Source organism: Pseudarthrobacter sp. NPDC059871 (assembly GCF_042731175.1).
In the GTDB taxonomy this organism is placed as follows: domain Bacteria; phylum Actinomycetota; class Actinomycetes; order Actinomycetales; family Micrococcaceae; genus Arthrobacter.
Genome location: NZ_JBHWJV010000001.1, coordinates 252,111 through 277,774, shown reverse-complemented (window position 1 = coordinate 277,774; position 25,664 = coordinate 252,111). Strand labels below are relative to the sequence as shown.

24 protein-coding genes and 1 other RNA gene are annotated in these 25,664 nt (G+C 62.8%); 9 read left to right on the top strand and 16 right to left on the bottom strand.

The annotated features are described in order from the left end of the window. Positions 1-3: 3 nt before the first annotated feature. Positions 4-987 (bottom strand): S1C family serine protease, encoded by a 984-nt coding sequence (locus ACFV4R_RS01205; RefSeq protein ID WP_377202705.1) that lies wholly within the window; start codon positions 985-987, stop codon positions 4-6. Positions 988-1,387: 400 nt separating this feature from the next. On the opposite strand from ACFV4R_RS01205, the gene ACFV4R_RS01200 reads away from it, so the two are divergent. Continuing rightward, positions 1,388-3,538 carry an acyltransferase family protein gene (locus ACFV4R_RS01200; RefSeq protein WP_377202706.1) on the top strand — a complete coding sequence of 717 codons (2,151 nt, stop codon included), beginning with the start codon at positions 1,388-1,390 and terminating at the stop codon, positions 3,536-3,538. A gap of 197 nt (positions 3,539-3,735) precedes the next feature. Here ACFV4R_RS01200 and ssrA read toward each other — a convergent pair. From ssrA to ACFV4R_RS01135, 13 genes are all read right to left on the bottom strand, one after another. Continuing rightward, positions 3,736-4,104, bottom strand: a transfer-messenger RNA (tmRNA) gene (gene ssrA, locus ACFV4R_RS01195). A gap of 100 nt (positions 4,105-4,204) precedes the next feature. Further along, the gene (gene smpB, locus ACFV4R_RS01190; protein WP_015937574.1) at positions 4,205-4,681 is read right to left on the bottom strand and encodes an SsrA-binding protein SmpB; all 477 of its coding nucleotides are present in this window, start codon (positions 4,679-4,681) and stop codon (positions 4,205-4,207) included. Positions 4,682-4,764: 83 nt separating this feature from the next. Beyond that, a complete protein-coding gene (locus tag ACFV4R_RS01185) occupies positions 4,765-6,189 on the bottom strand; it encodes a peptidoglycan DD-metalloendopeptidase family protein (protein WP_377202707.1) in 1,425 nt (474 codons plus the stop codon). Between the two features lie 27 nt (positions 6,190-6,216). Beyond that, the gene (ftsX, locus tag ACFV4R_RS01180) at positions 6,217-7,131 is read right to left on the bottom strand and encodes a permease-like cell division protein FtsX (protein ID WP_377202708.1); all 915 of its coding nucleotides are present in this window, start codon (positions 7,129-7,131) and stop codon (positions 6,217-6,219) included. Beyond that, positions 7,128-7,916, bottom strand: coding sequence for a cell division ATP-binding protein FtsE (ftsE, locus tag ACFV4R_RS01175; protein ID WP_377202709.1), 789 nt, complete (start codon positions 7,914-7,916; stop codon positions 7,128-7,130). Before ftsE ends, ftsX begins: the two co-directional genes overlap by 4 nt. Before the next feature lie 183 nt (positions 7,917-8,099). Further along, positions 8,100-9,215 carry a peptide chain release factor 2 gene (gene prfB, locus ACFV4R_RS01170; protein ID WP_261619205.1) on the bottom strand — a complete coding sequence of 372 codons (1,116 nt, stop codon included), beginning with the start codon at positions 9,213-9,215 and terminating at the stop codon, positions 8,100-8,102. Between the two features lie 67 nt (positions 9,216-9,282). Next, a complete protein-coding gene (locus ACFV4R_RS01165) occupies positions 9,283-9,726 on the bottom strand; it encodes a pilus assembly protein TadG-related protein (RefSeq protein ID WP_377202710.1) in 444 nt (147 codons plus the stop codon). Further along, positions 9,723-10,112 carry a hypothetical protein gene (locus tag ACFV4R_RS01160; protein WP_377202711.1) on the bottom strand — a complete coding sequence of 130 codons (390 nt, stop codon included), beginning with the start codon at positions 10,110-10,112 and terminating at the stop codon, positions 9,723-9,725. Before ACFV4R_RS01160 ends, ACFV4R_RS01165 begins: the two co-directional genes overlap by 4 nt. 112 nt (positions 10,113-10,224) lie before the next feature. Beyond that, entirely contained in the window at positions 10,225-10,641 is a 417-nt protein-coding gene (locus ACFV4R_RS01155; RefSeq protein ID WP_377202712.1) for a TadE family protein, read from the bottom strand. Between the two features lie 4 nt (positions 10,642-10,645). Continuing rightward, on the bottom strand, positions 10,646-10,939 hold the full coding sequence (locus ACFV4R_RS01150; protein WP_377202839.1) for a hypothetical protein: 294 nt from the start codon (positions 10,937-10,939) through the stop codon (positions 10,646-10,648). Between the two features lie 88 nt (positions 10,940-11,027). Beyond that, a complete protein-coding gene (locus ACFV4R_RS01145; protein WP_377202713.1) occupies positions 11,028-11,966 on the bottom strand; it encodes a type II secretion system F family protein in 939 nt (312 codons plus the stop codon). Next, positions 11,963-12,820, bottom strand: a complete 858-nt coding sequence (locus ACFV4R_RS01140) for a type II secretion system F family protein (RefSeq protein WP_377202714.1) — start codon at positions 12,818-12,820, stop codon at positions 11,963-11,965. Before ACFV4R_RS01140 ends, ACFV4R_RS01145 begins: the two co-directional genes overlap by 4 nt. Next, positions 12,817-14,040 (bottom strand): CpaF family protein, encoded by a 1,224-nt coding sequence (locus ACFV4R_RS01135; protein WP_377202715.1) that lies wholly within the window; start codon positions 14,038-14,040, stop codon positions 12,817-12,819. The genes ACFV4R_RS01140 and ACFV4R_RS01135 overlap by 4 nt, the downstream gene beginning before the upstream one ends. A gap of 295 nt (positions 14,041-14,335) precedes the next feature. Between ACFV4R_RS01135 and ACFV4R_RS01130 the strand changes: the two genes are divergently transcribed. Beyond that, on the top strand, positions 14,336-17,143 hold the full coding sequence (locus tag ACFV4R_RS01130) for a GH25 family lysozyme (RefSeq protein ID WP_377202716.1): 2,808 nt from the start codon (positions 14,336-14,338) through the stop codon (positions 17,141-17,143). Between the two features lie 66 nt (positions 17,144-17,209). Here the strand turns inward: ACFV4R_RS01130 and rfbA are convergent, their stop codons facing one another. Further along, a complete protein-coding gene (rfbA, locus tag ACFV4R_RS01125; RefSeq protein ID WP_377202717.1) occupies positions 17,210-18,082 on the bottom strand; it encodes a glucose-1-phosphate thymidylyltransferase RfbA in 873 nt (290 codons plus the stop codon). A gap of 55 nt (positions 18,083-18,137) precedes the next feature. Here rfbA and rfbB point away from each other — a divergent pair, with 55 nt between their 5' ends. Genes rfbB through ACFV4R_RS01105 form a run of 4 tightly spaced genes read left to right on the top strand, consistent with a single transcriptional unit; the run spans position 18,138 to position 21,711 of the window. Then, a complete protein-coding gene (gene rfbB / locus ACFV4R_RS01120; RefSeq protein WP_261619200.1) occupies positions 18,138-19,136 on the top strand; it encodes a dTDP-glucose 4,6-dehydratase in 999 nt (332 codons plus the stop codon). Between the two features lie 3 nt (positions 19,137-19,139). After that, the gene (locus tag ACFV4R_RS01115; protein WP_377202718.1) at positions 19,140-20,564 is read left to right on the top strand and encodes a sugar nucleotide-binding protein; all 1,425 of its coding nucleotides are present in this window, start codon (positions 19,140-19,142) and stop codon (positions 20,562-20,564) included. Then, positions 20,561-21,292 (top strand): glycosyltransferase family 2 protein, encoded by a 732-nt coding sequence (locus ACFV4R_RS01110; protein WP_377202719.1) that lies wholly within the window; start codon positions 20,561-20,563, stop codon positions 21,290-21,292. The genes ACFV4R_RS01115 and ACFV4R_RS01110 overlap by 4 nt, the downstream gene beginning before the upstream one ends. Positions 21,293-21,300: 8 nt before the next feature. Then, positions 21,301-21,711: a DUF2304 domain-containing protein gene (locus ACFV4R_RS01105; RefSeq protein WP_377202720.1), complete on the top strand. Its 411-nt coding sequence runs from the start codon at positions 21,301-21,303 to the stop codon at positions 21,709-21,711. Between the two features lie 55 nt (positions 21,712-21,766). Here the strand turns inward: ACFV4R_RS01105 and ACFV4R_RS01100 are convergent, their stop codons facing one another. Next, positions 21,767-22,648 (bottom strand): glycosyltransferase, encoded by an 882-nt coding sequence (locus ACFV4R_RS01100; protein WP_056085029.1) that lies wholly within the window; start codon positions 22,646-22,648, stop codon positions 21,767-21,769. A 240-nt stretch (positions 22,649-22,888) separates the two neighbouring features. Between ACFV4R_RS01100 and ACFV4R_RS01095 the strand changes: the two genes are divergently transcribed. The 3 genes from ACFV4R_RS01095 to ACFV4R_RS01085 are packed head-to-tail and all read left to right on the top strand — an operon-like array spanning position 22,889 to position 25,613. Beyond that, positions 22,889-23,818, top strand: a complete 930-nt coding sequence (locus ACFV4R_RS01095; protein WP_377202721.1) for a glycosyltransferase — start codon at positions 22,889-22,891, stop codon at positions 23,816-23,818. Positions 23,819-23,850: 32 nt separating this feature from the next. Next, complete coding sequence (locus tag ACFV4R_RS01090; protein WP_377202722.1) at positions 23,851-24,558, top strand: glycosyltransferase; 708 nt, start codon at positions 23,851-23,853, stop codon at positions 24,556-24,558. Then, positions 24,555-25,613 (top strand): glycosyltransferase, encoded by a 1,059-nt coding sequence (locus ACFV4R_RS01085; RefSeq protein WP_377202723.1) that lies wholly within the window; start codon positions 24,555-24,557, stop codon positions 25,611-25,613. The genes ACFV4R_RS01090 and ACFV4R_RS01085 overlap by 4 nt, the downstream gene beginning before the upstream one ends. Positions 25,614-25,664: the final 51 nt, after the last annotated feature.

Sequence of the window (25,664 nt, the reverse complement as noted above, 5' to 3'; positions counted from 1 at the left end):
CGCTCACTTGGGGTTGCTGGTCATTTCGTCAGGGACCGCCACCAGGCGGAGCTCAGCCCCATCACGGAACACCGCCAGGTCCAGTGGCTGGCCGATGGCATCGGAGAACAGCAGCCGCTGCAAGCTTTCGGCGTTGCTGACCGCCCTCCCGCCGGCGGTCATGACAATATCTCCTGCAGCCAGTCCGGCCCGGTCTGCCGGAGAGCCGGGCAGCACCTCAACAATGCGGAGCCCGTCCCGCTGGCCGCTCCGGATGACTGCGCTGGGATTGAGCCGGACCGGGGTACTGACGAGTCCCAGGTAGGCCCGCCGCACCCGGCCGTCCGAGAGCAGGGCGGAAATGATCCGCCGGGTGGTGGAGTTGATGGGGATCGCCAGGCCCAGCCCTGCCCCGGCCACGGCGGTGTTGATGCCCACGATCCTGCTGCGAGTATCGGCCAGGGCACCGCCCGAATTTCCCGGGTTCAACGCAGCGTCGGTCTGGATGACGTCCTCGATCACCCTCCGGTTGCCGTCCGCCCAGACCGGTATGGCGCGGCCCAGGCCGCTGACCACCCCCGCCGTTACGGAACCTGCAAGTCCCAAGGGGTTTCCGACGGCAACGACAAGTTGCCCCACGCGCAGCGACTCGGCATCCCCCAGTTCGGCGGGCAGGACCTTGGGGCGCCGGCCATGGACCACTGCAAGGTCGGACAGCGGGTCAGCGCCCACCAACTCCAGCTCCATCCTGCTCCCATCGGCAAAGACCGCGTGCCCGGTCCTTGTTCCCGCCACAACATGGGAGTTGGTGACGAGGTAGCCGTCCTCCGTGAAAAGCACCGCTGAGCCCGCTCCAACGCGCATCCGGCCGTCGCGGCGCGTGGCTGACATCTCAATGGCGGCAACATGCGGCGTGACCGCCGCTGCCACCCGCATGACTGTGCGTGAATACGAATCCAAGGCGTCGTCGTCGTACCTGTCCGAAGCCTCTTCCCGTGCCCGCTCCATGACGCACCTCCCTGTCCCGGCACCCTGCGCCCGCCGCGCTGGGGGCTTACCGGGTACAACGGGCGGCCGCGCAACGCTAGTCCCGGGCCGGCTACGCCTTGGGTGAACGCCTGCTCTGGGTGCTCGTCCCCCTCTGCAACCGCATATCCGCCGCACCCCGGGCCGCCCTTCACCTTGGCCGGCCCGCACCATCAGCGGGGCATGTGCGGTGCTAAAGTACCCGAGGGGAATTCCTACACAACCCCACACACCATGCGGGTTGTACTGGCTTCACCGACGATGCGGTTTTCATGCCACCCGGGCGTTGTTCCCGACGGAAAGCACGCCTGGCCGCCAAAGCTCTGCCGGCACAGGAACCCACACCACGGTGAACCCACAGGACGAATAACAAGGAGTACGTGTGACCGGACAGGTCTTGTTCCGAACGCGGTCGGAACTGCGACGAAAAGAATCGGTCAACGCGACGCGTAAGGACATCCAGGCCCTTCGGGCCCTGGCAGTCATGCTGGTGGTCCTCAACCACTTGTGGCCAGTCCGGCTCCCAGGCGGGTACGTCGGCGTCGACGTATTCTTCGTGATCTCGGGCTACCTGATCTCCAAACACCTGCTCGGTGAACTGGAACGGTCAGACCGCATCAACCTTGGTCAGTTCTATGCCCGGCGGATCAGGCGGCTCCTACCGGCAGCAACCCTTGTGGGCGTCGTTTCCCTCCTGGCCGCCTGGGTGCTGCTTCCGTTCTCACGCTGGGTGGCCATAGCCCAGGAGACCATGGCGTCGGTCCTGTATGTCGAAAACTGGGTTCTGGCCGCCAAGTCCGTGGACTATTCAGCACACAACGAAGCCGCGTCCACCGTGCAGCATTATTGGTCGCTCTCAGTCGAGGAACAGTTTTACCTGGTCTGGCCGCTGCTTATGCTCGGGCTGTTTACGGCCGCGGTCAAGTTCCGGCTCCGCCGGCGGGCGCTACTGACCCTGGGGGTCGCGCTTGCCAGCGTCATCGCGCTGGTGTTTTGCATCTGGTTTACGTACACCAACAGGAGCCCGGCCTACTTTGTCACGCCGGCCCGCGTCTGGGAGTTCGGCGCCGGGGCCCTGGTGGCCATTGGGGGCGCCCACGCTGTGGGGGCCCTGCGCCTGCGGCTGCCTTCCTACCACGTGGCACTCCCTGGAACAGCGCAGTGGCTGGGGTACGGCCTGATCGCGTTCTCCGCCCTGACGTTTAATGAGCAGACGTTTTTTCCCGGTTTCGCTGCCGCGGTTCCCGTGGTCGGCACTGTGCTGGTGATTGCTTCGGGGCCGAACAGCCCCTTTTGGTCGCCCAACCAGGTCCTTGCCGCCAGGCCAATCCAGTTCGTGGGCGATGTGTCCTATTCGCTGTACCTGTGGCACTGGCCGCTGATTGTCCTGGCGCCGGCCATCCTGAGCCGCCCGCTGGGGACCCTGGACAAGATCGGTATCCTGGCACTGGCCATAGGGCTCTCCTACGCCTCGAAGAAACTCGTTGAAGACCCGGGCCGCACCAAGCTCCTGAAGGGGGCCAAACCACTCCGGGTCGTCCTGGTCATGGCAGCAGCCATGGCCACCGTCTGTGCCTTGTGCGGGGGTCTCTTGCTGAGTTTCGGAAAGGCGCAGGAGGCAGAGACAGCCAAGCTGCAGAATCTTTCCGGTGACCCCTGCTACGGCGCCCGCAGCCTGGACCCGAAAAACAACTGCGGTGATCCCTTTGGTGCTGCCCGGGTTGCCAACGTGGGCCCGAACGAGGCGCCGCGCTTTGACGCCCCGGAGTGCCACCCGGCCGCAGACCCGATCGTTTTTGAAGACCAGAAACTCCTGACGGAGTGCGACTTCACAGGCGGCGCTCCGGCCACCGCAACTGTTTGGCTGATCGGCGACTCACACGCGGAGCAGTGGAAGAGCGCCCTGTATGAGCTTGCCCGGCTGCACAAGTGGAAGCTGAAGGAGTCCATGGTGGGTGGGTGTCCGTTCGTCGACGTAAAGCGGGTCGCTTTCATGGGCGAACCCGCGGATGACGCACGCTCCCAGAAACGGTGCCTGGAGTGGAGCAAGCAGGTGACGGACAGGATCGTCCAGGAAAAACCCGGCATGGTCTTTGCTTCCTCCTTCGGCGCCGGCGAGACGATCGACGACGGCACCGGCCGCCCCCAGTTGGAACAGTACAGCGACGCCGTCGCGAAGCGGTTCCTGGCTTGGACGGGTGCAGGATCCCGGGTCTTCGTCTTCCGCGATCCCCCCTTGACCCTGCGCCACAGCAGCCCGGACTGCGTGGCGCTCAACCAGCAACAGCCCATCAACTGCGCAAACCCCCGTACCGAGGCTCTGGTGCCGGACCCGATTGCGAGTGCTGCCGTTGGCATGGGCAAGCCCTCGGTGAAGGTGCTCGACATGTCTGACCAGTTCTGCGACGACCAGACCTGCTACGCGGTGATCGGCGGCCTGCAGGTCTACGCCGATTTCGACCATGCCTCACGGAGCTATGTCCACTCGCTGATGCCGGTGGTGGCGCAGCGCTTCAACGAGGCCCGGCAATAATCCTGTCTCCAGGGGTTTTGAGGAACCGGCCCCTGGACCGCACTGGTCCAGGGGCTGTCCCTTGCATGGGGCACCTGCCCGGTCAGTACGGGCAATCCGGGCAATCCGGGCAAAGAAAAACACCCCGGTCCGAAGACCGGGGTGTTTTTCTCGGTAACTCGATCCATCCTCAAAGGATGTCCCGAATCACCGCTTGGGTGTGGAGATGGGGGGAATTGAACCCCCGTCCGATGTCGTGTTGTCAGGGCTTCTCCGGGCGCAGTTTGCGTCGGACTTTCTCGGCCCCAGCCATGCTGCAAACAGCTGGCTGATCCGGGCCCAGTCATCTAAGAGTCCCGTTTACCCCGATGACGGGGGCAAACAGCAGTGGCTATCTAAATGACGCCAGGATCCGGGGCAATAGCAACCTCGGGCTGACGGACTGTCTTACTGCTTAGGCAGCAAGAGCGAAGTCAGTGCGCTTAGATTCGGCACTTATTGGTTTGCAGACAGCGTTTACGAGATAATTCTGCATCCTCGGCCCGCTTCACCTGTCGCGACTAACATCGTCGAAACCGATCATCCCCGTATTTTGTTACCAATCCATGTTACCCAATCCAGCGGGCGTACCCGCCGGACTATTCATAGTAACGCATGTTGTGCCGGATTCATTCCGGGCGACACCGCTCAGCCGCGCCGCCTGTTGCGTTCCCGCATCTCGCGCTGGGCTTCGCGGTTGTCCTGTTGTTCGCGGAGTGTCTGCCGTTTGTCGTACTCGCGCTTACCGCGGGCTACGCCAATTTCAACCTTCGCGCGGCCATCCACAAAGTAAAGCTGGAGCGGCACGATCGTGTAGCCGGCTTCCTGGACCTTGCGGGAGATCTTGATCAGCTCTTCGCGGTGCAGGAGCAGCTTACGGCGGCGCCGGGCAGCGTGGTTGGTCCAGCTGCCCTGGTTGTACTCCGGGATGTGGATGGCTTCCATCCACAGTTCGTCGTTATAGAAGGTACAAAACCCGTCCACCATGGACGCGTGCCCCTCGCGAAGGGATTTCACTTCGGTGCCCATCAGCGCAATGCCGGCCTCATAGGTATCCAGCACGTGGTAATCATGCCGGGCCTTGCGGTTGGTGGCCACCACCTTACGGCCACTTTCTTTGGGCACGGAACAGCTCCTCAATCAAATCGAAATGTCCTCCGGCCGGGTCGCAGCGGAGTCATACCAGTGTACGGCAGGGCCGCACAGCCCTAGAGCAGGCCCATCGGGTCGACGGCGGCACCGTTCAGCCAGGTTTCGAAGTGGGCGTGGCAGCCAGTGGAGTTGCCGGTACTGCCGGAGTACGCGATGAGCTGGCCCTGCGAGACCCGCTGCCCATTCGACACCACAATGCTGGAGTTGTGGTAGTAAATGGTGGTCAGGGAGTTGCCCTGCACCACCCCATGGTCCAGCTTCACCCGCCAGCCGCCGCCGTCTGCCGAATTCCATCCGGAGCTGAAGACTTCACCGGCTGCTGCGGCGTACACAGGGGTACCGCAGGCGGCACCGAAATCGATACCGGTGTGGACGTAGCCACCCTGGCCGTAAAAATCGATGGTCCCCGGCGGAGTAGTGCGCCAACCAAAACCGGACGTGATGGGAATGCTGCCGTCGAACGGGTGGCGGAGGCCGAAGGCCGACGGCGATCCGGCAGCAGGCGGGACGTACGGCTGGACCGGCGGTGCCGGGCGGTTCGCTGCCGCAGCCGCGGCGGCGGCAGCCGCAGCAGCTGCTTCGGCCAGCCGGCGCTGCTCGGCTTCCCATGCCTCCCGTGCCCTGCGATCGCGTTCGGCGATCTCGTTGGCCACCTGGTTCTGGCTTGCCTGGACTCCGGCGAGCTGGGCCTGGATTCCCGGCTTGGCGGCCTGCAGCTCGGCGTCGAGGCGCGTCGTATCAGCGATCAGCTGGTCAACCTGGGCTTTCTTGGCGGCGGCCTCGTCGCGGGCCGCCTTCTCGCGCTCAAGGGCGGCGTCAGCCTTTGCCTTCAGGTCCTTGATTTCCGCTTCCACGGCCTGCAGACGTGCCTCGGAGTTGACGTTGGTGGCGTTCTGCTGGCTCAGCTTGTCCATGGCGGCGTTCTGGCTGCGCATGGCCTGATCTGCCAGGTCCATGGTGTCGGTGAGGCTGCCTCCGTTGTTGGAACCGAAGAACAGCGAGAGGTTGGAGGGGACACCGCCGGACTTGTACGCCTGTGTGGCGATCTGGCCGATCAGTTTCTTGGTGTCGGCGATCTTCTGCTTGTCAGTTTCCAGCTGCTGCGTGATTTTGGCCTTGTTCTGCTGCGCCATGTCAACGCGGGCGGACAGTGCCTCGACTTCCTTGACGGCGCTGGCCACGCGCCCCTGCGCTTCGAGCAGCGCCTGCTGGGCGCCGGGCAGTTGGCCCTGGTACAGGACCAGGTCACCGGCGGCCTTGGCAATCCGTGAGTCAACAAACTCCAATGACTGCTGGACACGTTGCGCTTCGGCCTGGAGCGCGGCCTGCTTGTCCTCCAGCTCATCGGCGAATGCCGGCGGTGTGGACGAGGCAAGCCCGGAAGCGAGGACGACGGCGAGTACCCCGCTCAGGAGCGCCGAGCGGCGTGCGGCATGACGCCTCGGTCGCAGGCGCACGAGATTTTCTGACGTTACGTTCATCGGCATTCCTTGGTCGGTTTGCATAGCCTAAACGCGCAAATATCTGCGAAGGGTCAAGAGGGACGAAATTCCAGCCAAGGATCCGCCAAGGATCAGCAGTGCAGGCACCAGGATCAGTGTCTGGCCCGAGGAAATGAAAGCGGTGTCCGGATACTGCTTGGACATGTACTCCCCCAGGAAGAAGTGGGCCACGGCCCACAGCGTTGCCGAGGCAAGGGCTGCACCGATCACCGCTGCTATGACGCCTTCGAGGATGAAGGGTAGCTGGATGACGGTCTTCGAGGCGCCCACGAGGCGCATGATTCCGGTTTCCCGCCTGCGACTGAAGGCCGAAAGCCGGATGGTGGTGGCGATCAGCAGGATGGCACACACGATCATGACACCCGCGATGCCCACCGCAACGAGGGAGGCCCCGTTCATCACCGAGAAAAGCCGCTCCAGCAGCTGACGCTGGTCGATCACGGTTTCCACTCCGGGCTGGGAGCTGAATGTTTCACTGATGATTTCGTACTTTTCCGGGTCCTTCATGTTGATCCGGAAGGAAGCCGGCAACTGGTCCGGAGTTACGGAATCGACGATCGGTGAGTTCGAGAACTGGTCTTTGAAGTGCTTGTAGGCATCTTCCTTGGACTCGAACTGAAAGTCGTTGATGTATTGGGCCACTGCCGGAGACTCGAGCAGGGTGTTGAGGCTGTCCTGCTGCTCCGGGGTGACCGAACCGCCTGCGCAGCCGCTGGCCGTGGAGCCGTCGCTGCAAAGGAAGACGGCTACCTGGACTTTGTCGTACCAGTAGCCCTTCATCTGGTTGATCTGCATCTGCAGCATTCCGGCGGCACCCACGAACGTCAGGGAGACGAACGTGACCAGGATGACCGAGACCACCATCGATAGGTTGCGGCGCAGGCCGCTGCCTATTTCGGAAAGGATGAATGCGAGCCTCATCGCTGCGCCTCACCTTCACTGCCATCGTCCGCCGGACGGGCGTCGGGGTCGTCCCTGCCGCTGGCGTCCTTGAGCCTGCGGGACTGCCCGATGACCGGAATCATCGAGGTGTAAAGTGCCTTGGCCTCGTCGCGGATCACAACGCCGTTCTTGAGCTCGACCACCCGTTTGCGCATTTCGTTGACGATGTCGTCGTCGTGGGTGGCCATGACCACCGTGGTGCCATTCTGGTTGATCTTGTCCAGCACTCCCATGATGCCCATGGAGGTGGTGGGGTCCAGGTTTCCGGTCGGTTCGTCAGCGAGGAGGATGCCGGGGCGGTTCACGACTGCCCGGGCAATGGCGACACGCTGCTGCTCGCCGCCGGAGAGCTCATGAGGCATCCGGTGTTCCTTGCCTTCGAGCCCCACGGTCTTCAGGACCTCGGGGACGGTGTCGCGGATGACGCTGCGGCTCTTGCCGATGACCTGCATGGCGAAAGCCACGTTGGCGAAGACGTTCTTTTGGGGCAGGAGGCGGAAATCCTGGAAGACGACGCCGATGCCGCGGCGGAGGCGGGGCACCCGCCAGCTCGAGATCTTCGCGACGTTCTGGCCGGCCACGTAGACGGCGCCCGAGGTGGCGCGGTCCTCTTTGAGCACGAGCCGGAGGAAGGTTGATTTTCCGGAGCCTGACGCTCCGACGAGGAACGCGAATTCGCCGCGGTCGATCTCAAGGTTGATGGAGTCCAGCGCCGGCCGGGCCTTCTGGTCGTAGACCTTGGTGACATTTTCGAATCGGATCATGGCCCTAAGTACCCTGCAGGGCATGGCTGATGCGGAATGCAGCCCAGTTCTGCAGCCGGTGCACGGGTGTTCGTTGGGGGAAGTAGGGCCCCGGCCCCTCGACTATACGCAGGATTGGCTGCCTAATACGCGGCTTTGGGGGCGTGTCGCGGTAAGCCGATCCGCCGTTGCGGTGTTCCGGCCCTACTTCTCAGCGTTACGGTTGTCTGTGCGCCAGCGGATGCCGGCGTCGATGAAGTCGTCGATCTCGCCGTCGAAAACAGCCGAGGTGTTCCCCACTTCGTGTTCGGTGCGCAGATCCTTGACCATCTGGTAAGGGTTCAGGACGTATGAGCGCATCTGGTCTCCCCAGGATGCCTTGACGTCCCCGGCCAGCGCCTTCTTCTCGGCGTCTTCCTGTTCCTTCTTCAACAGCAGAAGGCGGGACTGCAGGACGCGCAGTGCCGCTGCCCGGTTTTGCAGCTGCGACTTTTCGTTCTGCATCGACACCACTACGCCGGTGGGAATATGCGTGAGCCGGACAGCGGAGTCTGTGGTGTTGACGGACTGGCCGCCGGGACCGGAAGACCGGAAAACGTCGACCCGGATCTCGTTATCCGGGATGTCGATCGAATCCGTCTGCTCGATCAGTGGAATGACCTCCACCGCGGCGAAGGACGTTTGGCGCCGGCCCTGGTTGTCGAAGGGGCTGATCCGCACCAGCCGGTGGGTGCCGGCCTCAACGCTGAGGGTGCCGAACGCGTAAGGGGCCTTGACCTCGAACGTGGCCGACTTGAGCCCTGCTTCCTCGGCGTAGGACGTGTCCATGACTGTAGTGGGATAACCGTGGCGCTCTGCCCAGCGGAGATACATCCGCATCAGCATTTCAGCGAAGTCGGCGGCGTCCACACCGCCGGCGCCGGCACGGATCGAGACCACAGCCTCACGCTCGTCGTACTCGCCGGACAGGAGCGTAACCACCTCGAGGTTCTTCAGCGCCTTTTGGATCGACTCCAGCTCCGCGGCCGCTTCTCCCATGGAGTCGGCGTCACCTTCGTCCTGGCCGAGCTCCACCAGGACTTCAAGGTCATCGATGCGCGATGCCAGGGTTGTCAGCCGTTCCAGCTCGGACTGCCGGTGTGAGAGGCGGGAGGTGATTTTCTGCGCCGCGGCGGGGTCGTCCCACAGGTCCGGCTCCCCCGCACGTTCACTGAGTTCGGCGATGTCTTCCCTCAGCGCGTCCATGTCGGTAACCCGTTCAATGGACTCGTAGGTGGCGCGGAGCGCGCGGATTTCAGCGGAAAAATCAATATTGGCCATGGTCGTTTAAGCCTACGCCATCCGGCGAAAGGCGCCGTTCCTTGCGCCGGGGCCCGGGATTGCCTGCCTACCGTGTTAACCGCGAGCGCGCTGTCGACGTCGCTTCAATCAGGATTCCGTCTGGAACCAGGAAGTTCACCACCGGCGGATGGACCGCGGCGGTGAGCACCACAACAGCGGTAGAGCCATCCGGGGTACCGGTTGCCCCGCCAACTGCCAGGGCGTCAAACCGTGCCGAGGCGGGGCTCCTGGCAACAAAGTCAGCCGCGACACTCCGAACCCGTGCGGGGTTGAGGACGGCAGATGGGCTGCCGCCCTGGGAAGCCACCTCACCCAGCGTGTAGCTGTCCGCGGCAGCAAGGGAGGCGCCGTCAGCCAGGGACAGCAGGCGCTTATGCTCCAGGTAAACGGAAGAAATTCCCATCACGACGGCGGCCACCAGGAGTGCCAAGGCCACATACCCGATAATCATTACCGTTATCTGGCCGTCCTCGGATGTCGATTCCCTCACCGGAACCTCCCCACAATCTGGGTAGCGGCTGCCTCCACCTCGGTGGCAGAGAGCCGGACGCCATCCTGGAATGGAACGAACGGCAGCGGGATGGACAACCTGACGGTGACGGTCACAGCAGTGCCCGGCGCGTGACAGTCAGCGGGGTCACAGGTTGTTGCCATCGAGGCCTGGTCCGGGCTGTGTCCAAAGTCGGCCAATGCCAACGCCACGGCCTGCTCCGCGGCCGCCTGGGCTGACGCGCTGTCGGGTTGGGCGACGTAGACCTTCGCAGCCTGGTCGGCTGCGCCCACCACAGCGAACGAGCCGCCCTGCATCTGGGCGACGGTGATGATGAAGTAAACGAGCGGGACCATCAACAGCAGGGCAAGGAACGTGAACTCCACAACCGCACTTCCCTCCTCCCTGCTCCCGGCGGCTCGCCGGCGGGATGATTCCGGTCCCCGGCACAGTGCCTCCAGCAACCGGCAACGGACAAGCCGGAGCACTCGCCGGAAGTCACGGCTGTACCGCTGCATGGCCCGTCACCTCCAGCGTTCCCCGGGGTCCGATCAACCCCACTACAGGCATGGGAGCCCGGACCGTTACTTCCAGCGTTCTTAGCCCCTGAACGGTCACTTCGTTCGTGCTGATCTCCTCAGCGAAGGATGGGTTCAGGGCAGTCATGATGAGGCCGCGGGTCCGTTCTTCGGCATCACTGGCACCCCGGTCAGCGAGTGTTCCGTACCGGGCGCCAGAAGCTGCCGCGTCAATCAATGTGTTCCGGACGTGCAGAACAAGGGTCAATTGGAGAATTGCCAGGAAGAACATCGTGAGCAGTCCGCCCACCAACACAAAATCCACGATCGCCGAACCCTGTTCCCGGCCACGGACACCTGAAGGACTGCCACCGGTGGGGCGTACGGAAGCGGCCATGGGGCTAGTTGCCCACCTTGTCCATTGCCTGGTTGAACATCGCCTCCAGCGCGGGACCGGCGAGCGCCAGCAGGGCAGCCACGAGCACCGCGGACATTAATGTGATCATGACCCACCCAGGAACATCACCCCTCTCTGGACCATCGGCAACGTGGGACATCCCGCGCTGTTGCGCGCCGCGCTGGACGGCAGGGAAACGGTACCGGGCCGCGCGCCGGACGCCCGTGCCGGCCCATGCGGCGGGTGAGGTGGCGACCGCGATCAGTAATAGTGCCCAGCGGAGTACTCGAGTCTTCATTTGCTCTTCCTGTCCCTTGTTGTTTTCCGTGCCGTTGACGGCATTGCCTTGGATTGCATGCTGTTTTCGTCCCGATCAGATGGCGCCATTAGAGACCCAGGCTGATTGCGGCGATGCCGGGAAAGACGGCAAATACCACCGTCAGCGGAAGCACTCCGAAGACGAGGGGCACCATCATGGCAATTTCCTTCTTACCGGCGGCTTCCATCAAGTCCCGCTTGGCTGTGTCGCGGACATCCTGGGCCTGCGCCCGCAGTACGTCCGCGAGGGGTGTCCCCCGTTCCACCGCAACAACGATTCCGTCCACGAACCGGACGAGCGGTGCAAGGTCCGTACGCGCGGAGAACTCCTGGAGGGCGTTGACCAGAGGCTTGCCTGCCCGCGTTTCTGCCAGGATCATGGAAAACTCCTTGGACAACTCGCCCTTGGCGCTCCGGCAGACCCGGTCCAGGGCTCCGGTGGCACTTTCCCCTGCACCGACGGCCAGTGCCATCAGTTCGGCGAGGCTGGGAAACTCGGCCATCATGCGCTCTTCCCTCCTGCGGACCTGCACACCCAGCCAATAGTCCCGGAGAACGAAGCCTGCCACCCCGCTGCCGATGATGGCCACAGCAGCCAGCAGGGCGTTGAACCTTCCGGCCGCAGCTCCAACGGCGACAATGGCCGAAGTTAGGGCGAAACCTGCGGCACCCCACATGACCTGCTCAGCGCGAAAATCTATAACTGACTTGCTGATTCCGGCCTGCGCGAGCCGGCGGGCTGTTGCCCCTGGAGCAGGACTCATTTTCCCCAGGGTGGAAATGCCGTCGCGGATAAGCGGGCGGAGGATCCGCTCCAACGGTCCGAAGGGCGTCAGGGTGTGTTCCCCGGAGAGGAGGCGCGACTCCAGGTTCTGCGATTTCAGCTGGGGCTCAATGCGCTGGGCCAGAGTCGTCGCCCGCATGAGCGGAGACCTGAAAATGACCAGCCAGAGGCCGATTCCCAGGACGGCACCGCAAACGGCGGCGGCCGGTGACACGGTGATCATCGGAGCACCCGTTCATCCTGGGGCAGGGCACCGATCCTAAGCATCGTTGAGTAGCAGACCAGCGAGATCACGAGGCCGCCAAGGAGAACGGCCGCTCCCATGGCTGTATTGTATGCCTGCACAGCTTCGGGGCGGGTCGCGAGGAGAAGCATCACAATCCACGGCGCTGCGACCGCAAGACGGGCAGCGTTTACGGTCCAGGACTGGCGGGCTTCGAGTTCACTGCGCGTCCGGGCGTTTTCGCGAAGGAACTCGGCCAGGGTTCCCAGCAACTTGCCGAGGTCAGACCCTCCGACCTCACGAGTCAGCCGCAAGGCTTCAACGATCCGGTCGGCCACCGGGTCGGCGAGCCGGTTCTTCAGCTTGTTCAGGGAACCATCGAACTGTCCTCCGGCCCTGTAGTCCGCGCCGAAGTCGCGAAAGACCGGCCTCAGCTCTTCCGGCCCCTTATCCCCCAGTTGGATGAGTGCTTCAGGCAACGGGAGTCCGGCCCGGATCGCTGACCGCAGATGGTCAACGACGTCGGGCCACAGCTGGCGAAGGAGTGCAGTCCGCTTCTTCGCGCGCCACCGAAGGATGGTGAGCGGAAGCCAGCCTGCGAACAGCCCGAAGCACGCAGCGATCGGCCACGACCTGCTCACGGCGAAGAACACCAGGACGACGAACAGTCCCAACCCGAGGCAGGTTCCGAGCAGTCCGCCCACGGAGACCTTCTCGACTCCTGCGGCTGCCAGCAGGTCGGCGATCCGGCTGGGCTTCCTTCGGCGGGGCGTGCGCTCAGGCGATTCCCACAGTGACCACCAAATAAGGAACAGGCCCGTTCCCGCAGTGGCTCCCAGCAGTGCAGACATCATCGGGGGTCCAGCAGGGCTGCAACGTCATAGCCTGCGCGGGCAAACTTCTCTATTGCAGGCATCGCATTGGCACGTGACTGCAGAACGCCGTCGGCCATAGCGAAGACCGGTGATGACTCAATGATGCCGTTTTCAACCCGCCGCCCAAGGGAAAGGATCTCGGTAACCTCCCGGCGTCCGTTGGCAAGCCGGCTGCAGTGAACCACCAGGTCAATACAGGATGCCACCGTTGGCACGACGAAAGCCGAAGAGATGTTCTCCCCTGCCAACAGGGGAAGCGTGCAGATCTTGGTGACGGCATCATGGGCTGAGTTGGCGTGGACGGTACACATCCCCGGCAATCCGCTGTTGAGCGCAATCAGCATGTCGAGGCTTTCAGCTTCCCGAACTTCACCGACCACGAGGCGGTCTGGCCGCATGCGCAGCGCTTCCTTGACGAGGCGCCGGAGCGGGATCTCGCCTGTTCCTTCAAGGTTCGGCTGCCGGCACTGGAGTCCCACCACATCACGCAGGGGAAACTGCAACTCAAAGATTTCCTCTACCGTGATGACCCGCTCCCGGCTGCCGATGCTGGCGGCGAGGCAGTTCAACATGGTTGTCTTACCGGCCTGGGTTGCCCCTGATACCAGGATGTTGAGCCCACTGGAAACGGCAGCGCCGAGGAACCTGGCCGACTGCGGCGTCAGGGTTCCGAGTTCAACCAGGTGCTCGAGCCGGCTGGCTTTGACAACGAACTTTCGAATATTCACGGCCCAGTGGCGGCGCGTGACGTCCGGGATGACGACGTGGAGCCTGGAGCCATCAGGGAGCGCAGCGTCAACAAACGGAGATGACATGTCCAGGCGCCTGCCGGAACTCTTCAGCATCCTCTCCACCATGTCACGCACCTGCTGCTCAGTAAGGCTGAGCGAGGTCAACTCGGATTCCCCGTTGCGTGCCACATAGATCTCGTTGGGAGCGTTCAGCCAGATCTCTTCTATCGAGGGATCGTCCAGCAGCGGTTGGAGCACTCCGAAGCGTGCAACGGCATCGAACAGAAACCGTCGCGCTGCATCCAAAGGACCCAGCGGTGGAAGCGGTCCCATGAGGGCCCGCTCGTCGTAGTCCGTCACCGCGGCGTCGACCAGCCGCCGTACTTCGCCTGATTGGTTGAGCGGGTCAAGCCCCCTGCGCCTGATCAGTTCCCGGACTTCGTCCTCGACTATCCCCAGAGCATCCATGCCAGTTTCCCCCAGTTGACTGCCGCCCCCGGCGGAGGCAGTTCAATTGGGTCCAGCCTAGGGAGGCTACACCATGGCAACAAGTCAAATTCCCGGGAATGTGGATAAACCATCTACGTGGTCCCCTTTATCACTCCAGCCCCAAAAGAACCACTGGTTACGCTGGTCACACCAGTGCTATGGTGAGCGCGTTATTTGTCGAATTTTCACGGTCAGGTGCCTCCCTGGGGGGCAGCATTTGGCCAGTAATCGAAATGAGCGCTCAGGAGAGCGCCACATTGTCTCCGGAGCCAATATGAAGCGGAACCCGTCTCAGTCCCGTCGCCCCGCCGTGAAATCGCTGTGGGTCATGCTGCTGGCAGCCTCACTAATGGCAAGCCCCGGAATTACGGGCGTCGCCTTGGCTGTTGAACCGGCGCCCTCACCAACTGCGTCGGCAGCACCCCAAGCAAGTGCGCCTACCACGCAGCCGGACCCCGCCGCGCCGTCTCCAGGCGGAGCCGCCCCGGCACCGCAGGAACCTACGGCAGCCACCGAGCCTCCGGCTCCGACACCCTCTCCGGAAGCCCAGCAGTCGATGGCTGAAGCGGTCGGGATTGGCGGCGCCGAAATGGGCCAGCGGTCTGCACGGGTAGTACGCACGGCCCCCTCGGAATCAGTACGCAAGCTCAGTTCCGAAGCACTGGCCAGCGAAGGCACCTGGATGCCCACGTTTGGCGTCCAGGGGCTCGACGTGAGCGGCCACCAGCCAACCGTGGACTGGAGACAGCAATGGAACATGGGGTCCCGGTTCGCCTATGTGAAAGCCACTGAGGGAAACTACTACACCAATCCCTCCTACAGTTCCCAATACCAGGGAGCACGGAACGTCGGGATGATCAGGGGTGCCTACCACTTCGCTATCCCCAATTGGTCGTCGGGCGGAGACCAGGCCCGTTACTTTGTTCAAAATGGCGGCGGATGGTCCTCGGACGGTTACACAATGCCGCCGGTGCTGGACTTTGAGTTCAACCCTTACGAGGGCCGAACGATTAACGGTTTCTACTTCGGCAACACCTGCTACAACATGTCCGCAGCGCAGCTTCAGTCCTGGATCCGGGACTTCGGAAACACCATGCGCTCGTTGACCGGGCGGCTTCCTGTTATCTACACCAACACGAGCTGGTGGAACCAATGTGTGGGAAATCCTGCCGGGTTCGGCGATTATCCATTGTGGATGGCTGCCTACCCCAGTTCTGCCACCAACAATGCCGGCCCTGTACCGACGGGTAGCTGGAGCACCTACAGCATCTGGCAATACAGTTCCACGGGCCCCTTCGCCGGCGATTCCAACGTCTGGAACGGGGACTACGCCTCCTTGCGTACGTTCGCCGGAGCCGCGGCTCCCGACGGGTCCTTCGACGACCTGTCGGTGCAGCGGGTCGGATCCACTACGCAGCTGAACGTGCGCGGCTGGGCCGTCGACTTTGCCAACTCCTCTGCCTCGACGCAGGCTCATGTATATGTCACCGGCCCCGATGGAGTGCGCACGGGCTATGCGCTCCCCGCCAACATATCCCGCCCGGATGTGAATGCCGCCCTTGGAGTCACCGGGCAACATGGCTTCCAGCAAGGCATCCAGCTTCAGAAATCCGGAACCTACCGGGTCTGCGCCTACGCCATTGGCGCCTTCAGCAACACTGAAATTGGCTGTAAATCGATTGATGCAAAGGGCGTTGAGTCGCCCATGGGCAGCATTGATGACGCCAGGGAAGTGCGGAGCGCAGACAAGGTCACGCTTTCCCTTCGGGGCTGGGCAATCGACGGTGCCAACCCGGCCACGGCAACAGAAGCCCATGCCTACCTGACGGCGCCGGACGGTACCAGGACCGGTTACGTTATGCCCGCGAATCTGTCCCGACCCGACGTCGACCAGGCGTTGGGGATGGGTGCCAATCATGGCTACCAACGCGATATTCCCATCACGGCGCCCGGCAGCTACAAACTCTGCGTTTACGCCATCGGACAGTACAGCAATCCCGAGATCGGCTGCAGGCAGCTGAACTTCGCTCCGGCGGCCGCCCCCATTGGCAGCTTCGATGACGCATCCCTGATAAAAACATCCACCACAGCCGCCCTTTCAGTTCGGGGTTGGGCAGTGGACCGTGGGGACTCAACACGGTCCATCTCTGTCCACGTCTATGTGACCTCGCCGGACGGCACCACTAAGAGCTACCCGTTCTCTGCCGCGCAGGCCCGGGCCGACGTCAACAACGCCCTTGGGGTGACAGGGAACCATGGCTTTGCCGCGGCCATACCCATCACGGCGCCCGGGCAGTACAAGGTCTGCACTTACGCCATAGCACTCAGCCCGCTTGCCCCCGGAAACCCCCTCCTGTCCTGCCGGACTGTCGACGTCGGAGCTGTCGCACCCCCCATCGGAAGCCTCGACAGCATGACAGTCAACAAGACGAGCACCTCCGCCTCGCTGTCGCTCGCCGGCTGGGCCGTGGACAAGGCAGATGCCTCGCGGTCCATCGACGTGCACATATATGTGACCGCACCGGACGGAAACACGAAGGGATATGCCTTCAATGCGTCCCGGCCCAGGACTGACGTCAATACTGCGTTCGGTGTGACGGGCGACCACGGCTTCGCTCCCTCGATCCCCATCACCAGCCCCGGCGTCTACACTGCCTGTGCTTACGCCATCGCGCCCAGCCCTCTGGCGTCCAATAACCCGTTGATCGGCTGCCGCACGGCTGACGCCGGCAAGAGCGGTGTACCGGTGGGCGTGCTGGACTCCGTAGCAATAAAGACGACTGCGGGGGTTACCTCGCTGGAGGCGACGGGGTGGACCTACGACCCGGATATGCCCACGCTTTCGAACCCTGTCCACGCGTATGTCACCGGCCCCGACGGCAAGACCACGGGATACGTTTTCTCAACCACGGTGGACCGGCCCGATGCAAACAAGGCTTTCGGCATCACGGGTACCCACGGATATTCAGTCAATGTCAAAACCACTGTCCGTGGCACATATACGCTGTGCACCTACGGGATCGGAGTGTCCCCGTTCACCACCGGGAACACGGCGCTGGGTTGCCGGACCCTGACGTACTAGGGGGCCGCCCGGCCAAGAAAAAAGAGGGGTGAAGCTCGGCTTCACCCCTCTTTCTCTTGGCTCCAGCTAGTTGTTGCTCTCGGCAAGCAACTCCAGGAGGTACGCCCCGTAACCGCTCTTGACGAGCGGCTCGGCGCGTTCCCGCAACTCGTCATCAGTCAGGAAGCCCAGGCGCCACGAGATCTCTTCCGGCGCCCCGATCTTGAGGCCCTGCCGGTTCTCGACCGTGCGGATGAAGTTTGAAGCGTCGTTCAGGTCATTGAATGTCCCGGTGTCCAACCAGGCAGTTCCCCGTGGCAGGATCTCCACTTGCAGCTTTCCGGCTTCGAGATATTTACGGTTGACATCCGTGATCTCAAGCTCTCCGCGGGCCGAGGGCTTCAGGTTTTTTGCGATGTCCACCACGTTGTTGTCGTAGAAGTACAGCCCGGGCACCGCATAGTGGCTCTTCGGAGCAGCTGGCTTTTCTTCCAGGGACAGTGCCTTGCCCTGGTCATCGAACTCGACCACGCCATAGGCCGACGGATCCTTGACCCAGTACCCGAAGACTGCACCGCCGTCGATGGTCTTAAACCGTCGCAGCTGGGTACCCATGCCCTGGCCATAGAAGATGTTGTCGCCCAGCACCAGGGCCACACTGTCGTCGCCGATGTGCTCTGCGCCGAGGACAAAGGCCTGGGCCAGGCCATCCGGCGAGGGCTGCTGCTTGTAGGTGATGGAGACGCCGAAACGGGAGCCATCCCCGAGGAGCCGCTCGAACTGTTCGGCGTCATGCGGGGTGGTGATAATAAGAATGTCCCGGATCCCGGCAAGGATGAGGGTCGACAGCGGGTAGTAGATCATCGGCTTGTCATAGACAGGGACCAACTGCTTGCTGACACCCAGTGTGATGGGGTGAAGCCTTGAGCCGGTTCCGCCGGCAAGTATTATTCCGCGCATGCCCCCATCTTTCCCTTCGCTAAGTGCAGCGGCAAATCCGGTACCCTTGGGAATTATGCAGCGACTTCTTGTGACCGGCGGAGCCGGCTTCATTGGCTCAAACTTTGTCCACTATGTATTGGAAAACACTGATGACCATGTCACTGTTCTGGACAAGCTGACCTACGCCGGCAATCGTGAATCACTGCGCGGCCTGCCCGAGGACCGCTTCACCTTCGTTGAGGGTGACATCGCCGATGCCGGCATCGTGGACGGCCTGGTCGCAGGCACCGACGTCGTAGTCCACTACGCAGCAGAATCGCACAACGACAATTCCCTGCACGACCCCCGCCCCTTCCTGGATACCAACATCATCGGCACCTACACGCTGATCGAAGCGGCCCGGAAGCACGGCAAGCGCTTCCACCACATCTCCACCGACGAGGTCTACGGCGACCTCGAACTGGACGATCCCGAGCGGTTCACCGAGCAGACCCCGTACAACCCCTCCAGCCCGTACTCCTCCACGAAGGCCGGCTCGGACCTCCTGGTCCGCGCCTGGGTGCGCTCCTTCGGGCTGCAGGCAACCATCAGCAACTGCTCGAACAACTACGGCCCCTACCAGCACGTGGAGAAGTTCATCCCCCGGCAGATCACCAACGTGATCGACGGAATCCGTCCCAAGCTATACGGCAAGGGCGAGAACGTCCGTGACTGGATCCACGCCAACGACCACTCCTCCGCCGTCCTGGCCATCATCGCCAAGGGAACCATCGGGGAAACGTACCTGATCGGTGCTGACGGCGAGAAGAACAACAAGGACGTCGTTGAACTGATCCTCAAGCACATGGGCCTGGCCCCGGACGCGTACGACCATGTAGTGGACCGTCCCGGCCACGACCTGCGGTACGCCATCGACTCCACCAAACTCCGCAACGAACTTGGCTGGGAACCCCAGTTCTCGAACTTCGACGCCGGCATCGAAGACACCATCGACTGGTACCGCAACAACGAACAGTGGTGGCGCCCGCAAAAAGCCGCCACCGAAGCCAAATACAAGGAACAGGGCCAGTAGTCCATGTCTCTGGAGTTCTCGAAAAAGCTTTCCGGCCACACAACCCCCATTCCCGGCGTCGTTCTCTACGACCTCCCCGTCCACGGCGACAACCGCGGCTGGTTCAAGGAAAACTGGCAGCGGGAGAAAATGGTTGCCCTGGGACTGCCTGATTTCCGGCCGGTCCAGAACAACATCTCCTTCAACGAAAAAGCCGGAACCACCCGCGGCATCCATGCCGAACCGTGGGACAAGTTCATCTCCGTTGCCACGGGGCGGATCTTCGGGGCCTGGGTGGACCTGCGTGAAGGGCCCTCGTTCGGAGCTGTCTTCACCGCTGAGCTGGACCCCAGCCAGGCGATCTTCATTCCGCGCGGAGTCGGCAATGCCTTCCAGACCCTCGAGGACAACACGGCCTACACCTACCTGGTCAACGACCACTGGTCCGCCGATGCCCAGGGGCAGTACACCTTCTTGAACCTGGCTGACGAAACCGCTGCCATTTCCTGGCCGATCCCGCTGGACCGGGCCGAACTCTCCGACAAGGACAAAGCCCACCCGCGGATGGCAGACGTCGCCCCGATGCCGGCCAAGAAGATCCTCGTCGTTGGCGCCGATGGCCAGCTGGGCAAGGCATTGCGCGAACAGCACGACGGCGACGCACGGGTCGAGTTCGCCGGCCGCGGTGAGTTTGACCTTGCCCGGGAGGATTCCTTCAAGAACCGGAACTGGAAGAACTACTCCGCCATCGTCAACGCCGCGGCCTACACCGCTGTGGACGCTGCCGAATCCGAGGAAGGCCGGGCTGCCGCCTGGGCCATCAACGTGACGGCCGTGGCCAACCTGGCGCGCACCGCCGTCGAGCATGACCTCACGCTGGTCCACGTCTCGTCCGACTACGTTTTTGACGGGAGCCGGGACAACCACGACGAGGACGAGCCCCTCACCCCCTTGGGCGTTTACGGCCAAACCAAGGCTGCAGGCGAGGCGGTGGCAAGTGTCGTTACCCGCCACTACATCGTGCGTACAAGCTGGGTTATCGGTGAAGGCAACAACTTTGTCCGAACCATGGCCAGCCTCGCTGGGCGGGGGATCAAGCCGGCGGTGGTCAACGACCAGACCGGCCGCCTGACCTTCACCCAGGACATCGCAGCTTTCATCAGCCACCTGCTGACCACCGAAGCCGCCTACGGTACCTACAACTTCAGCAACGCCGGACCCGTGAAAAGCTGGGCCGACATAGCGGCGGACGTCTACGAGCAGGCCGGCGCCCCCAGGACTGATGTCACTGGAATCACCACTGCTGAATACTTCAAGGACAAGGCCGCCGCTCCGCGACCGCTCAAGAGTGCCCTGAACCTGGCGAAGGCACACTCCACGGGTTTTGTTGTCGCCGATGCCGAGGAGCGGCTGACTGCCTACCTAAAGGCGGAAAACGATAAAGCATGACTCCCGCAGAGCAAGCCCACCGCACCCTGGTGATCATGCCGGCCTGGAACGAGTCGGAGGCCATCGGCGGCACCATCCGGGAAGTGTTCGAGTTCGGCCCTGACTGCAGCGTCCTCGTCGTGGACGACGGCTCACGCGATAACACTGCCCAGGTTGCCCGCGAGGCTGGCGCGCTGGTGGTGCAGCTCCCGTTCAACATGGGGGTGGGCGGCGCGATGAGGACCGGCTTCAAGTACGCAAAAATGCACGGCTACACCCGGGTTATCCAGGTGGACTCCGATGGCCAGCATGATCCTCGTGATATCAAGGCCGTCCTCGACGGCCTGCAGGAAGCGGACATCGTCATCGGGGCCAGGTTCGCGGACAAGGGCACGTACACCGTCAGGGGGCCCCGCAAGTGGGCCATGAACGTCCTGGCCTGGACCATCTCTCGGATTGCGGGCACCCGGCTCACCGACGTGACGTCCGGTTTCCGCGCTGCCAATGCCAAGGCCATCCGCCAGTACGTGGACCACTACCCCGCGGAATACCTGGGCGACACCATCGATTCCCTGGTCGTCGCCATCCGCTCGGGATGTACCGTTCGCCAGGTGGGCGTCTCAATGCGCGAACGGCAGGGCGGGACTCCAAGCCACGACCCCGTCAAGGCCGCCATCTACCTGGGCCGGTCAGCCTTTGCCCTCCTCTTTGCGTTGACGCGCAAGAAGAACGAACCGTCGTCCAACTAGGAGTTTCCATGGCCACCCTCGTTGGCTTCATCTTTGTGCTGGTCATTCTGCTGATCATTTTCGAAATGCTGCGACGCCGCCACCTGCGCGAAAAGTACGCCGTCATCTGGATCATCATCGGGATTGGCGTCCTGGTGCTGGTGGCCTTTCCGCAGCTTCTCTTCTGGTCCAGCGGAGTGCTCGGCGTGAAGGTGCCTTCAAACCTACTGTTCGCCATGGCGATAGTACTGCTGGTCTCCGTTTGCCTGCACCTCTCCTTCGAACAGTCCCAGGCGGAAGACGAAGTCCGCGTCCTGGCGGAGGAAGTGGGTATCCTTCGGCTCAAAGTCCTTCAGCTTGAGGAGAGCCTGACGCGGGGTGGCACAGCCGCCGGCAACGGGACGCACCCGGAAACGCTCCCACCCGAACCAACGCCCTAACGAAAAAGGTGGCTGCCCCCAGGATCTGGGGGCAGCCACCTTTTTATGCAGTCCGCTAGGAAACCACGTGCTTCAGCAGCCTGGGCAGCGAATCGGTTTTCCCGATCATCAGTGAGCGGGCAACCAGGGTGGCTGCATTCAACCGCGACGTCGTGTGGAAGGCCGCAGCCCGGGCGGTTCCGTTCCAGCCAAGCTCCCGGAAACGCCGTGCCTGTCCCTCGAAGTACGCGCGCTCTTCATCGAACCGGCGCCCGTCAAGGGCCTTGACCGACGAGTCCGATGCGGAGTGCCGGCGGTAGAGGAACGCGAGCGTCGGGTCGACCACCATGGAGCCGCCTTCGGCTGCAATATCCAACAGCAGCGCAAGGTCCTGCACCACGTGCAAACCCTCCGTGAAGCCGATACGGCGGATAACGTCCGTGCGCCATGCCAGGGACGGGAAGTACGCCCAGTCGGCCCGGACAAGGCTGGTGGCCATCTTTTCGCCCTGCAGGAGGACTGTGGACTTGGTGGAGGGTGCGTATACCTTCTTGACGATGTCCACTAGCGGGGAGCATGCCCGCCCCTGCTCATCGATAACCTGAACACCGGGCTGGACAACGCTGGCCTCGGGGTAGGCTTCGAACGCCTTTGACACGACGTCGAGGTAGTTCGGCAGCATGATGTCGTCGGCGCCCATGACCACAACAATGGGAGCTTCGGCCAGTTCCAGCGCCTTGCGGTAATTGCCGTTGGCGCCGAGGTTCTCTTCGTTCTTCTGGTAGCTGACCCGCGGGTCAGACATGGATTCGAACCAACGCTGGGGTTCCGGGCTGGGGTAACCGTCGTCGACCACGATGAGGCGCCAGTCCTCGAACTGCTGGCTCATGACGCTTTGCGCCGCAAGTTTCATCAGGTCGACGTCGCCGTAGTACGGAAGCAATACATCAATGGCCATGTGCCAGGTAGGTCCTTTTCTTGAAGATTCACAGGGTTGGATCTGTTTGCCCGGAGATGAGCACCCCGGTCAATGCTACCGTGTCGGCCTGTGCGGGCGGCTTCCAGCGGCCTGCCCCGGCCAGCGACCCCGGGCAAATGGAGGCCCCTCGGCCCCGACGATAGACTGAAGCCTGCTGTCTGACAGTTCCCTGACGCATCGGAACGGTCTATTTGGGTAAGCGAGAAGGAACTATAAGACGTGACGCACCAGAGTGACCCGCGGGTGGTGGCTGTTATCTCAGCCTTCCACCCTCCTCAGGACCTTCCCCAGAGGGTCGAAAAACTCAACCAGCAAGTCGTTCACACAGTTGTTGTCGACGACGGTTCCGACCCCCAGCAAACGAGCAGCGTGCTGAACGCCCTGGAAGCGCTGGGATGCACCGTGCTGCGCATGCCCGAGAACGTGGGAATTGCCGCAGCACTCAACGCAGGACTCGATGAGGCGCTCAAGGCGTGGTCTCCGGATTTCCTCGTCACGCTTGACCAGGACTCCGCACTTGATGATGGATACATCGCTGCCGCATTGGCCACCTACGCGGAGGCAAGTGCCAACGGTGTCGACGTCGGCCTGGTCAGTGCTCAGTCGCACAACGGCCTCGACGTTCCGCTGATGACCAGGAGGGCACGGTTTCCCGAAGCCTTCGACCCCCTGCAATCCGGCGCCGTCATCCCGGTATCCACGCTCAAGACAGCGGGAATGCTCGACGGAAGGTTGTTCATTGACTGCGTAGATTCTGAATTCAATCTTCGCGTCAGGTCCCACGGCCTGGCCACCCTCGTGGGCAAGGGGTGCAACATGACCCATGCCCTTGGCCAGGCACAGCCAATGATGCTTTTCGGATGGCATGTCAGCGTTTTGGGCCGAAAGCGCCATGTACATTCACATGCCCCTTTCCGGGTGTACTACATGACCCGGAACAACATCCACCTCTGGCGGCAGTACGGCGCCAGGTTCCCTATCTGGCTGCTCCGGAGGCTCCGCTTCCAATTGGAAAGTGACGTCTTCAGGATGCTGTACGGCCCAAATCGAAAGGGGCAGTACCGGGCGTTTGCCCGCGGCTTCGTGGATGGCTGGCTCGGACGGCTCGGGAAGATCGATCCCTCGTTGCAGCGGAAGATCAGCGCGTGAGCGGGGCCGGCGCTGTGCGGGTATCCGTGTGCATGGCTACATACAACGGCCAAGAGTACGTTGCAGAACAGATTCAATCCATCCTTTCGCAGCTCTCACCGGAAGACGAGCTCATCATCGTGGACGACGCGTCAAAGGACTCCACGCTCGACGTCGTCCGTCGCCTTGAGGACCCGCGCATAGTTCTCCTGCCAAGCGCGGAAAACAAAGGTTATGTTGCCAGTTTCGAAAAGGCAGTTTCCGCCAGCAGGGGTGAGTACATCATGCTGTCGGACCAGGACGATATCTGGCTCCCCGGACGCGTGGAGACGCTTGTGGGAGCCCTGCAGGCCAAGGACTTCGCCGCCAGTAATTTCACCGTGTTCGGCGGCCCGGCCAACAGGTATCACAAAGTTCAGCTCAAGGAATCGGACAGCGGCAGGTGGGTGGCCAACCTGGTCACCACGTGGATAGGCATCCGCCCCTACTACGGGTGCACCATGGCATTCCGTGCGGCAGCCAAGAAACAGATACTCCCCTTCCCGGAGTTCCTGACCGAAACCCATGATCAATGGATCGCCATCGTCGCCAACCTCAACCGCAGCATGGTCCACGTGGCCGCCCCCACTGTTGCCCGGAGGCTGCACGACGAGAATACGACCCCCAAATCCCGCCGCCCGGTCGCGGTGATCCTGCGGGCGAGGATCATGCTCCTTCGCGCCATTTTTGTGGCCCTGAGCAGGAAGCCGGGAACTTCATGACATCGCAAGGGACCCCTGCGCCCCACCCATCCGGGGCGGGCACTTACGCCGGAACCTTCGGCGCGGTGGCCCTGGCCGCCTACAAGCCGGATCAGCCCATGTTTGCGCGCCAACTCCTGTCAATCCAGGCACAGACCCACACGGATTTCGTCTGTCTCATCTCGGTGGACGGCGACTACCAGCAGGTTGCGGATATGGTCCGGCAGATTTGTGGCGGCGATGAGCGCTTCCAGGTGCTCGGATACAGCAGCCGGCTCGGGTTCCACCACAATTTCGAGCGGGCCCTCAAAGCCGTTCCGAAAGATGCCCGCTGGGTCGCCCTCAGCGACCAGGATGATTACTGGTATCCCGGGAAACTGGCGGCGCTTCTCCCCCGCCTTGACGGTGCCGCCCTGGTTACTGGGCAGGCACGGGTGGTGTCGCCGGAAATCTCCGCAACCGACCCGGACCCCGCAAGGGGGACCCTCACCGATAGGAGAAATGTCGGGGCTGCGGACCTCATCGCCACTAACCAGGTCACCGGATCCCTGTGCGTTTTCCGGCGCGAAATGCTTGAGACGGCCCTCCCCTTCCCGTCGTTGGCAGCGCCGTCCCAGTATCACGACCACTGGCTTGCGCTCTGCGCCCTCGCCTCCGGAGGCATCAGCATCCTTGACGAGGTGTTCCAGGATTACATCCAGCACGGCGGCAACGTGGTTGGCGAATCGCGGCAAAGCCTGCCCACTTCCATACGGAACACTCTCCGCTTTGTGAAGCGGTACGAAGGAAACACCTCACCGCGGAGTATCTGCAGCATCATCTACAAGACAGGGCTCGGATGGCGGACGCTCATGGCGAGGACTCTCTTGGCACGCTCTGTGCAGGCCGGCTCCTCCACGAACCCGGAATTGCAGGATGCCCTCAACCTGTATGCACGTCCCCGGGCCTGGCACTTGTTCAAGTCCCTGAGGGACGGGGTGCGGCGTAAGAACGTAGCTCCCATCCGAGCTGCGGAGATTTACCTCGGCGTCGTGCTCCCATGGGAGCGGCACAGCGGGATCAGCAATCCTCGGTAGCCCAGCGCCGTTCCGAACCACCGGCGGACGGAGCTGGCCCACGGCCAGCCG